The following is a 7,659-nucleotide window of genomic DNA, read 5'->3' as shown; positions in this document are numbered from 1 at the left end:
TAAGCTCTTAGATTGAATAAACGGGCTTTCAGAAAAGCGTTCGGGTGGGCGTCGAAGAAATAGCCTAGCTCGGTGAATGTGGTTTCTACAGACTCATCATTGTTTTGAATTCGCTGCTTCAGTTCGTCTAGCGTAGTGACTGATGATGTGGTGTTAAGTGGTTCTTTTAAAAACGCAAAAGTAGGAAGCGCCATCGTAAAACAAACGATAGCGAAGATGCATTTCAAACGGCGCTTCACTTTCTACTTCAGCTAGCTTAAAAAGATAACGACTAGTAGCTAATTACGCGGGTAGCCTTGCTTGTATCATCAAAGCGTTTGGCTACTTCGTCCCAGTCTTGGTCTTTAATTAGCTGAAGATCTTCACCAGATAAACCGTACTTTTCTGCAGTGCCCACAGGGTCCTTTTTATACGCATCCATTAGTTTGCTGTTGCTGTCTAGCTCAACCAAGAAATCTACAATTGTTTTCTTTGCCATGTCGTTTTTTCCTTTTAGTTTACTTTTGGAGATCTAAAGTTAATGACTTGCTGCTCAGTTAAACCTAGCTTTGCCAAACGATCCTGACGGTATGCTGGCATGCCAAGTGAGGGTACAACTAGGGTCGAAATTAGTGTTGGCTTGGCGAACTGTAATTCGCGAAGCAACACTTTTTGTATTTTGGGCTCGCAAAGGGGCAGTGTTGCTGCCTCGTAAATAATCAGCTCGTGATCTTCTGGGTAGTGCTCGGCCAGAATGTCAGCCAGCAAGGCAAGCCCAGATTCACTGTGATTAGCATCTAACACGCTTAGCGTTGCTTCTCCGGCTAAACCTATTTGCCAGATGATTTGCGTCATGTGAGGGTCAATGCGGTAATCGCGAAACAAAAATTGAGTGGCTTCATAAGACTGACAGCCAAAGCGAGAGGGATCTATTCCCAAATCCGCAATTAAGCAGTCTTCTGCAGACACGCCGGGGAGCATTTGTGCATCTAGGCCAAGTTCCCGCACTCTGCGAATAGCTTCATGAGAAGGCGTCACAAATACGCCTGGGTGACCATAAAAAGCCACGCACACTTTTTTACCTTCAACAACTGACTGCACGATGCGGTCGGCCATTTGGTCATAGGTGACAGCGCGAGATTTCCCTTCTTGATAAAGGTCGTCTAAAGACACACTGTTCGGGTTAATATTGGTGACCACGTGTTCACCAATTTTGTTCATGATCCCCATGTACACAATGTCAGCATTTTCGATGTGGCTTTTGGTCGCTATCGTCATTTGACCCGCAACACTGATTCCAGTGCCAACTACAACTAGCGATCCCTTAGGAGTATGTTCTTGTCCCTGAATTAGCGTCATATTTTCCTTTACCACTTGCTAATTGTGATTCACTCAACACTATAAATTAGATTTAGGGTATTTGCTACGTTCACTGATTTATAGCATTTACCATTGCTTTCACATCAGCGTATCGGCAGTTTTCACAAGAACCAAAGCCCTTTACTTGTCTCACTTTAAATCGAGTGAACAAAGGCATGGTCATGCCAGTTAGAAAACGACAGCAAATAGATGATGTGATTGGGCCATCAAATTTTCCGCTCAAATGGGCTCTTAGTGCTGCTATGGCCTCTGATATTTGGTCTGGGTTCGGTGTGGGAATTGGGTTTGAATAGCTGAGCTTAGCCACATTTCCCTGACATACACTGCAGTGCCCGCATTCATTGGGCGCTTGGGAATCGTCAAAATGCGCCGATAAGTTATAGCTTAAGCAAGTATTGAGTTCGAAGAAGCCTACCAGCGCGGCGATACGTTCTATTTCTTTGCGCTCGTTTTCAGCGAAATAGTGAGCCAGATTATTAACTAAGTCGGCATTTTGCAGTTTTTCGTAGTCCACGCGGTATACGTCAGTTATTAAGCGCGAGGCAAGCTCAATATGATTGTGTTCATGTAAATACTCTAGTGCGGCCACCACCCTGGCACGCTCTGCGCCGTAATGCTGATAAATACTGTCGAAATCTACAATGCCCCACACCTTTTTCATATTTGAATGAGTGAATACGGCGTCTAGAAAGCGAGCCCGTTCTTCTGAGAAAAGGCCGAGTATGGTGGTTTTCTCTGAAATAAAGCGAAATTTATATTCAGCAAAATAGGCATACAAAGGGCGAATAACGTTGGCGAGTTCAAGCTGTACCAGCAGGGTTTTAAGCGGAAGCTGTCGTATGTTGCTGGCACTCGATAAGCTATTAATTTGCGTTTCCCACTGGTAAACATTGTTTTCGCCGTTGGTAGGTGAATCATTGTGCGCCGCCGAATTTATGTGAGCGGGGGCCTGTGCGCTGATATCATCAATTACGCGTTGAATGGCGCTTTTATCTGGTGTATCGCCATAAACGAAGTTCTCTATGGTGACTAGCCCGTCAAGATTTGCTAATACCGTGCAGTTTGCCGCTTTACCGTCTCGTCCACCCCGGCCAATTTCTTGGCTGTAGTTTTCAATAGACTTTGGTAAGTCGTAATGAACAACAAAGCGAATATCCGACTTATCAATGCCCATGCCAAATGCAATGGTAGCCACAACAACTTGAAGCTGATTGTGCATAAAATCTTGCTGGATACCTTGTCTTGTATCACTGTCGAGACCAGCGTGGTAAGCCTTTGCAGCAAACCCTTGTTGCTGTAAGAGCCTTGCTACTTCTTCAGCGCTATTTTGAAGCGTGACATAAACAATACCCGCGCCTTGCTGTTTTTTAATTTCTTCAAGTAAGGCTTGGTTTTTATATGGTTCATGTACAGGGCGAACATGCAAATTCAAGTTAGGTCGATAAAACCCTGTTTGAATAATATTAGCTGGCGCAATATCAAAGCGCGCTGCCATATCTTCTTTTACTTTTTTAGTGGCAGTAGCTGTGAGCAGAAGTACTAACGGAATATTAAGCTCTTTCTGATACGCGGGGAGTTTTAAGTAGTCAGGGCGAAAGTTGTGGCCCCATTCAGAGATACAGTGTGCTTCATCGACAACTAGCATACTTACTTGAACAGACTCAATGAACTGCCTAAAGCGTTCGTTCTTAAAGCGCTCCACCGACACCATCAGAATTTTACACTGGCCTGACCGCACGTCGTTCATCACTTGCTTGTTCTGCTCGGGCGTTAGCGTAGAGTCGATACTGGCCGCTGCAATGCCTTTGCTATGAAGAAACTCCAGCTGGTCTTTCATCAGCGCTAACAGTGGCGACACAACCAAGGTCAAGTGTGGCAATTGCGTAGCAACAAACTGATAGCACAATGACTTGCCCGAGCCAGTGGGAAAAATCGCTAGCGTTGAATTTCCACCAAGCAGTGATTCCACTGCCTCCTTCTGTCCCTCGCGAAACGCCGAAAAACCAAACAGCTGCTGCAAAATATTGGGGTCAGAGTACATTAATAAGCTTCCAAGTCGCGATATAAAAAATGGGGTCAGAGTACATTAACTTATTTCCAAACAGTTTGTGGTTAAGTGTTCGCAGGTTTGAGCTAGTTGAGCCAACGCGATGTTTTTAAAAATAAAGGGGTCAGAGTACATTAAGCTATTTCCGAGCAACCAGCGGTTAACTGCTCACTGATTTGCGGTGGCCTACCCAACGCTTCGTGTTTTAAGCGATGCCCAGTCAGGCTTTCAATTTGCTGTTTAAATGTATCGCTTCCCAGCACTAGTCCTCTTCGAGTACCGCTTTGAATTTTATCAATGTCAGTTTGAGGCAGTTCATCATCGAACAGAGCGCGGTAAGCGGCAAGACGTTGGTTTTCTGAAGCTCCTAAATTTAGGTATACAGGATGAGGACTGTGCAGTGACGAAGACGTGCCTAACGCATTTATTCTGTAGCTTGACCATTTATATTCAACCGGCTTTTCGACCATGTTCGCTCTTACAGGGTTTAGCTCGATATATCTATAAACCGTGAGAAGATATTCGTCGTTAGAGACCAGACTGGAATGAAACCTTCCTTCCCACAACGTTCCAGAGCGCTCATATTTGTGGTTAAAGTACCTCACATACATGCGGCCAAGCGCTTGCATCATTTTGCTTACGCCAAGGTTATCAAGCTTAGGAGTGCAAAGTAAATGAACATGATTGGTCATCAATACCCAAGCATGTATGCCTACATCAAATTTTGCAGAGAACTTTTTAAGCCAGCTAATATAGGCGATGTAGTCGTTTTCACACTTAAAGCATATTGAGCGATTGTTACCTCTTTGGATGACGTGTTGAGGATAGCCTGCGGGAGCCAAACGAGGTTTCCTTGCCATAATTTCACCAAATTCCTTTCTATATTCTCTCTAATAAAATGAGTGAATTGAGTAAAGGCTACAACCCTGTACCTACCAAAACTGGTCTAATGGACAAGCTGAAAGAATGAAATGAATGGCTTGTTTGGCTCTCCTAAATTAGAAAATGTACTCTGACCCCATTATTCATATCCCCAGGGGGCGCTTGGCGTTGCTATGGGGGTTTCGAGATCAAAATCTACCTGTACTTCGCGGGCAGGGCGAATTAGTCGATAGCTAAAGCGGCTAGGGTAGATCATCATTTGCCAGACGTTATCTGTTGATGCTGCAATTCCCGATTCTATAAATAACGCTTTTGAATATACATCTGCAGGAAACGACTGCACCTGGGGGAACCCTTCATCTACGGTGTGGCCGCCATACATGGTTGAAGAATGAAAGCTGCCATCTTCATTTCTATGATCGTGCTTCAGCATAAGACCCGCGCCGGTTTTCGTTAGAATCCAAGTGCGGGATGCATCTTCACCCACGTGAAATGGAGTTTGAATTTCAGAGTCTGTACACTTTCGTACGTGCATAACAAGCTTCGCATTACCGAACGTATTACCCACATTGTCTTTGCTAACTTTGCCCTGAAATGCTTTACCGCAGTGGGCCTTTATCGCATTAAAAAATGCATCGTGAGTAGGAATCGAGACCAACGGTGCCTCTTTTGCAAGCGCAGCATTGCTTATTACAGCAAGCCCAAGTAAGACATACGCACAATACTTTTTCATTTCTTAATTCATCATAGCAAGTTGATACAGGCTTAGCAGTGTAACCCATCTAAGTAATGGGGTCAGAGTACTTTATTGATAAAGCTCATGGCGTGATGTGTGTTCAGGAGAGTGGCGGTATCACTTGGTGAAGCCGTTGGGTTGCTAAGCAGAAACACTCGGAAAAAATGTACTCTGACCCCATTTTTCAGCGTGCGAGAAGTGTACTCTGACCCCATTTTTTGGAGTGTATAAGTGGTCGAAACGCATATGTATTCGCAATATAAATATTGCTGATAGTTGCGGCGTGTTAGCTTAGCACTACATTCAGCGTTTAATTTTCAGGGCGAAATAATCACATGAATAAATCAAAACAACTGTTTACGCTAATTACCTCAGAAGGTGAACTTCAGGTATCGTTAAAAGAAGTTGATGTTCCAGAGCCGAAGCCGCACGAAGTGATTGTGCGTATGGAAGCATCTCCTATTAACCCTTCAGACATGTGGCCGATGTTTGGCCCGGCAAGCTTGGATAAAGCGACCTTCGACGCAGACAAAAAAGCATTGGTTGCGCCGGTGCATAAGCCTTTGTTAAATCGTATTAAGTCGCGTTTAGACCAGACTCTGCCTATCGGAAACGAAGGTGCAGGTACGGTTGTTAAGGCGGGCGACAGCCCAGAAGCACAAGCTTTAATGGGAAAAACTGTGTCTATTCTTACCGGAGCAGCGTACACTGAGTATGCCTGTGTGCCTATGCAGGCATGCTTGCCTCACCTAGATAGCACCACGCCGCAACAAGCTGCGTCTTCATTTGTTAACCCGCTTACTGCTCTTGGTATGGTTGAAACCATGCGTATGGAAGGCCACAAAGCGCTAGTGCACACTGCAGCGGCATCAAACCTTGGGCAAATGCTAAATAAAATTTGTTTAGAGGAAGGCGTAGAGCTTGTAAATATTGTTCGCAGCCAAAAGCAGGTGGATATACTTAAAGAGATCGGCGCGAAAATTGTGCTCGACTCAAGTAGCGAGAATTTTAAAGCCGAACTTTATCAAGCTATCGACAGCACGGGCGCAACACTAGCGTTTGACGCCATTGGCGGCGGTGAGCTAGTTAGCGATATCCTCACTATGATGGAAGCGTCGGGCAGTAAAGATGCAAAAGGCTTCAACACTTACGGCTCTGACAGCAATAAACAAGTGTATATCTACGGTGGCTTAGATTTCTCGCCTACTATTTTGAATCGCGCTTACGGCATGACGTGGAGCATTGGTGGTTGGCTATTAATGCGTTTCTTAGGCAAGCTTGATAAGAAGCGTGTAGGCGAGCTTTACCAAAAAGTTGCTACGGAAATTAACACTACCTTTGCGTCGTCTTACACCAAAGAACTGAGTCTTGAGGAGGCATTACAGCCTGAGAATGTAGCGCTTTATAATGCTAAAAAGACCGGTGAAAAATACCTGATTGTGCCAAACAAGGGCTAATCAGCGCAGCGTTTAAATACGGCAATTTCAGCTAAACTTTGATTAATAATAGGGTCTGTTGATCTTTGATGTACAAACTTCGGTTTAAAGTACATCAAAGGGCTACAGACCTTTTTTGTATTCATTATCATTCAGCTGCAAAGAAGCTGAAAATGCTGCGAAGTAACCAGTAAACAGTAACCGAGATAAAAGGTATTTGAGACAACATGCCTGAAGGCCCAGAGATTCGTCGCGCTGCAGATAAAGTTGAAGCGGTGATAAAAGATATTCCCCTAGAAAAAGTAGAGTTTGGATTAGCTCAACTTAAACCCTACGCTAAGCAGTTAGAAGGCGAAAAAGTGCTGCGCATGGAAACTCGCGGCAAGGCGTTAATTACCCATTTTAGCAATGGGCTCTCTATGTATTCACATAACCAACTCTATGGCGTGTGGCATACCTGTAAACGCAATAGAATGCCGGATACTACCCGCCAGCTAAGGGTAGGGCTTCATACCGAAACACACAGTGCTATTTTATATAGTGCATCTGACATTAGCATTTGGCCAACGCAAACTATTCATGAGCACCCTTTTTTACAAAGAGTTGGACCCGATGTACTCAACAATTCGGTGACAGAAGAGTTGGTATTAGAACGTTTACGTTCAAAAGCGTTTTGCAACCGTGCACTAAGCGGTTTATATCTGGACCAACGCTTTATGGCAGGTCTGGGCAACTATCTTCGCAGCGAAATATTGTTTGCAGCAGGTGTTCACCCCTCACTTAAACCCTCTCAGTTAGATGATGAGCAGTTACGCAACTTGGCACATCACACCTTAGCAATATGCAAACGCAGCTATGAAACCGGTGGCTATACCGTGTACACAGAACTACGCGAAGTGCTTGAAGCAAAAGGCATTAACTTTGAAGGTACGCGGTTTATGGTGTTCGACAGGGAAGAGCAGCCTTGTAGAGTCTGCGCCACTACAATAAAACGCCAAACGTATAACGGGCGGCGCCTTTATTGGTGTAGCCAGTGCCAGGCGAAGTAATCTACCCCAATTTTTTATGATCAATAAATAATCTGTTTGACTTATTTCCAATTACAATTAATTATATCCGTAACTGGTTACGGAGTTTTGTAAAGTGAAGTCATTTAATGAATTGGGGCATATTGCATTAGGTACTGCCTTACGTCAGTT

At 44.4% G+C, this 7,659-nt stretch carries 8 protein-coding genes; 2 read left to right on the top strand and 6 right to left on the bottom strand.

The annotated features are described in order from the left end of the window. The 6 genes from QVA83_RS01960 to QVA83_RS01935 all read right to left on the bottom strand — a co-directional run. Positions 1 to 194 (bottom strand): hypothetical protein (locus QVA83_RS01960; protein WP_287498079.1); only part of this gene is annotated, 194 nt, incomplete at its 3' end. 77 nt (positions 195 to 271) lie between these two features. Beyond that, a complete protein-coding gene (locus QVA83_RS01955) occupies positions 272 to 478 on the bottom strand; it encodes a hypothetical protein (protein ID WP_014977183.1) in 207 nt (68 codons plus the stop codon). A 14-nt stretch (positions 479 to 492) separates the two neighbouring features. Further along, entirely contained in the window at positions 493 to 1,338 is an 846-nt protein-coding gene (locus QVA83_RS01950; RefSeq protein WP_156078710.1) for an SAM-dependent methyltransferase, read from the bottom strand. 70 nt (positions 1,339 to 1,408) lie between these two features. Further along, on the bottom strand, positions 1,409 to 3,400 hold the full coding sequence (locus tag QVA83_RS01945) for a RecQ family ATP-dependent DNA helicase (protein WP_156078709.1): 1,992 nt from the start codon (positions 3,398 to 3,400) through the stop codon (positions 1,409 to 1,411). A gap of 140 nt (positions 3,401 to 3,540) precedes the next feature. Continuing rightward, on the bottom strand, positions 3,541 to 4,266 hold the full coding sequence (locus tag QVA83_RS01940) for a transposase (protein ID WP_014950346.1): 726 nt from the start codon (positions 4,264 to 4,266) through the stop codon (positions 3,541 to 3,543). Positions 4,267 to 4,427: 161 nt separating this feature from the next. Continuing rightward, positions 4,428 to 5,021, bottom strand: a complete 594-nt coding sequence (locus QVA83_RS01935; RefSeq protein ID WP_156078708.1) for a hypothetical protein — start codon at positions 5,019 to 5,021, stop codon at positions 4,428 to 4,430. Between the two features lie 338 nt (positions 5,022 to 5,359). Between QVA83_RS01935 and QVA83_RS01930 the strand changes: the two genes are divergently transcribed. Next, positions 5,360 to 6,481 carry a zinc-binding dehydrogenase gene (locus tag QVA83_RS01930; protein WP_061486352.1) on the top strand — a complete coding sequence of 374 codons (1,122 nt, stop codon included), beginning with the start codon at positions 5,360 to 5,362 and terminating at the stop codon, positions 6,479 to 6,481. Positions 6,482 to 6,687: 206 nt separating this feature from the next. Further along, entirely contained in the window at positions 6,688 to 7,509 is an 822-nt protein-coding gene (nei, locus tag QVA83_RS01925; protein WP_061486351.1) for an endonuclease VIII, read from the top strand. The last annotated feature ends 150 nt before the right edge of the window (positions 7,510 to 7,659 follow it).

The sequence above is a fragment of the Alteromonas sp. AO-Serp genome (genome assembly GCF_017849675.1).
In the GTDB taxonomy this organism is placed as follows: Bacteria; Pseudomonadota; Gammaproteobacteria; order Enterobacterales; family Alteromonadaceae; genus Alteromonas; species Alteromonas macleodii.
This window is presented reverse-complemented; position numbering and strand designations above follow the sequence as displayed.

What these genes read in the sequence shown, in the direction of transcription:
- QVA83_RS01935 (WP_156078708.1), bottom strand. Translation starts at nt 5,021, where the DNA reads ATGAAAAAGTATTGTGCGTATGTCTTACTTGGGCTTGCTGTAATAAGC.
- QVA83_RS01930 (WP_061486352.1), top strand. Translation starts at nt 5,360, where the DNA reads ATGAATAAATCAAAACAACTGTTTACGCTAATTACCTCAGAAGGTGAA.
- QVA83_RS01955 (WP_014977183.1), bottom strand. Translation starts at nt 478, where the DNA reads ATGGCAAAGAAAACAATTGTAGATTTCTTGGTTGAGCTAGACAGCAAC.
- nei (WP_061486351.1), top strand. Translation starts at nt 6,688, where the DNA reads ATGCCTGAAGGCCCAGAGATTCGTCGCGCTGCAGATAAAGTTGAAGCG.
- QVA83_RS01940 (WP_014950346.1), bottom strand. Translation starts at nt 4,266, where the DNA reads ATGGCAAGGAAACCTCGTTTGGCTCCCGCAGGCTATCCTCAACACGTC.
- QVA83_RS01950 (WP_156078710.1), bottom strand. Translation starts at nt 1,338, where the DNA reads ATGACGCTAATTCAGGGACAAGAACATACTCCTAAGGGATCGCTAGTT.
- QVA83_RS01945 (WP_156078709.1), bottom strand. Translation starts at nt 3,400, where the DNA reads ATGTACTCTGACCCCAATATTTTGCAGCAGCTGTTTGGTTTTTCGGCG.